The sequence below is a fragment of the Aeromonas sp. QDB18 genome (assembly GCF_027705325.1).
GTDB lineage: Bacteria > Pseudomonadota > Gammaproteobacteria > Enterobacterales > Aeromonadaceae > Aeromonas > Aeromonas caviae.
Window position 1 is genome coordinate 1 of sequence record NZ_JAPDBQ010000260.1, and the last position, 1,934, is coordinate 1,934.

Annotated in this window: 3 protein-coding genes; all 3 read right to left on the bottom strand. The window is 56.3% G+C overall.

Annotation, left to right across the window (positions count from 1 at the left end; genetic code table 11):
- Positions 1 to 308: 308 nt before the first annotated feature.
- The 3 genes from OKC30_RS20665 to OKC30_RS20675 are packed head-to-tail and all read right to left on the bottom strand — an operon-like array spanning position 309 to position 1,755.
- Positions 309 to 719, bottom strand: a complete 411-nt coding sequence (locus tag OKC30_RS20665; RefSeq protein WP_010673720.1) for a hypothetical protein — start codon at positions 717 to 719, stop codon at positions 309 to 311.
- Positions 720 to 729: 10 nt separating this feature from the next.
- The gene (locus OKC30_RS20670; RefSeq protein ID WP_010673719.1) at positions 730 to 1,155 is read right to left on the bottom strand and encodes a DUF2787 family protein; all 426 of its coding nucleotides are present in this window, start codon (positions 1,153 to 1,155) and stop codon (positions 730 to 732) included.
- 36 nt (positions 1,156 to 1,191) lie between these two features.
- On the bottom strand, positions 1,192 to 1,755 hold the full coding sequence (locus OKC30_RS20675) for a lecithin retinol acyltransferase family protein (protein WP_053288300.1): 564 nt from the start codon (positions 1,753 to 1,755) through the stop codon (positions 1,192 to 1,194).
- Positions 1,756 to 1,934: the final 179 nt, after the last annotated feature.

A 1,934-nucleotide genomic window follows, 5' to 3' on the forward strand; every position in this document is an offset into this window, starting at 1 on the left:
GGATACCGTGTCTCCTTTCCCGGGGAATGGCTATGGCACAGCGAAGGTGTAGCACTATTGGGATCAGTTATTTAGGGGAGATCAGGTGGCTTTGGGAATAGCTCCGGCTCTCGACGCTGGCGTACTCTTCGCCGGCATCAGCGACTCTGGGGCCAACACGTTCAGCAGGGTAGTAGCCAGAGCAAGGCAGCAGGCTTCCACGACCCACAGATAAACGCTGTAGCACTGAATGGTTAGTGCCACTATCACGTACAACCTGCGTCTCTCCCTCCCGATTGATGACCTCAGGATCAATGGCTATCGGTTTTTTAGGCATCATCGACCTCCTCTTGAGGTAAGGGGTCACTCTCCACGCAATAGCCGTGATGGATACAGGTGCGCTGCAGGTTGCTCAGAAAGTCTCCCAGTACACGGGGCTGATCAGAGAACGGGACGGGCCCTGCCTGGCTACGCCAGAAACAGCGGCGCGTGGGATCCACACATATTTCATCTATCGGCTGGCTCATGGTGCGCCAGTCCTCAGCATTGGTGAGGGAGAGAAGTTGCCACTGCATGCCAGACCAACGTAGATGCAGGGTGACGGTGCGGGCGTTCGGGCTACCAGGAGTCAGATGCAGCAACCAGCGCTCGCATCGGCGAGTCGGCTGCAGTTTGGCTTTTGCTGCGACCAGTCCCAACCACTGGCGCGAGTAGTGGGTCAGCGGCAGTTCGTTAGTCATCACACACCTCCTAATCCCCACTCACGATGACGGTGAAATACCCCAACTGGCCGTAGCCAATGAAATTGCTCTGCCACAGAGCGAACAGTTCGCGTGCTTCCACGCCGTCCAGTGGTCCCCAGCCCCGCAGATAGTGCTCGTTACAGGAGAAGTTGAAGTCAAGCTCCTTGCAGAGCTCCGCATCCTGGCCGAGCCCCTGATAGCTAAAGTCGGTGATGTAATCGAAGACCCAGCCGTGCAATCCCCGAATAAGCCGTAGCTCGACAGGGTGGACACCACCGGTTTCGGCACTGTAATCGGGACTGCGAAAGTTGAAGGTTAGGGTCGAGAGGTTGTTGAGGTCGAGCCGTTGCTCTCGCACTACGCTGCGCAGTAAACCAGGTAGCTTAGGAGAAATCGGCAGAGACATTCCTGCCAAGTGAAATGGCATAATCATAATGATGTGTCCTTCTTGTATCGAATGTGAGAAGCGTTAATCCCTGAACCAACGCCAGGCGCGGTAGAGGCCATAGGTGGCTGCAAGGGGGCCCGCCAGCGAAGAAGCCGTTGTACCCAGTAACGCACCGACTGCAGCGGTCACAGCGGTAGTCGCTGACAGGGTCGATACCGTGCTGCTGGCCATGCCAGGCAGGGCGGCCTGAGGGCGCTTCTGGGTCACTGTGCGAAGTGCCTGATGTGCGATACACCCCGTGGAAATGAGCTGGTTAATCTGCTTGCTGTAGTGAAAGCCCTCGATGCACCAGAGCACGAAGTGTTCGCAGTTGTTAAAGAGCGTGCTGTAGTGCGCCTCTCCAAGGCGGGAGTAAGCACGGTCGATGCTCTCTTCCCGATTGAAGACACGCGAACGATGGTGCTGGATGCGATAGCCCCGCCCTTGCTCAAACTCGGCAAGCGTGGTGATGGCTATCTGACCGGAATGTATACCAGCACTGACCCCCTGGTAGTGGATGACCTGATGGTCCCCCAGATAGAGGCCGTGGTGCTGGTAACCGGCACGGGGTGAAACGAGGTGGTCCCCCGGTTGTGGTAATGGCATGGTTAATCCTTGTCTTTGTAATAAAAGCGGCATAAACAAAAAGGACACCATCATGGTGTCCTTTAGGGGAGATGTTCTGTTGATCAGGAAAGAGGGACTCTTATGCGTATTCCGGCGAAGTTGAACAGCCATTCCGGCCAACGTGAACACCCTGATCCTTAACGCGCTCACGTCACCCC

What these genes read in the sequence shown, in the direction of transcription:
- OKC30_RS20665 (WP_010673720.1), bottom strand. Translation starts at nt 719, where the DNA reads ATGACTAACGAACTGCCGCTGACCCACTACTCGCGCCAGTGGTTGGGA.
- OKC30_RS20670 (WP_010673719.1), bottom strand. Translation starts at nt 1,155, where the DNA reads ATGATTATGCCATTTCACTTGGCAGGAATGTCTCTGCCGATTTCTCCT.
- OKC30_RS20675 (WP_053288300.1), bottom strand. Translation starts at nt 1,755, where the DNA reads ATGCCATTACCACAACCGGGGGACCACCTCGTTTCACCCCGTGCCGGT.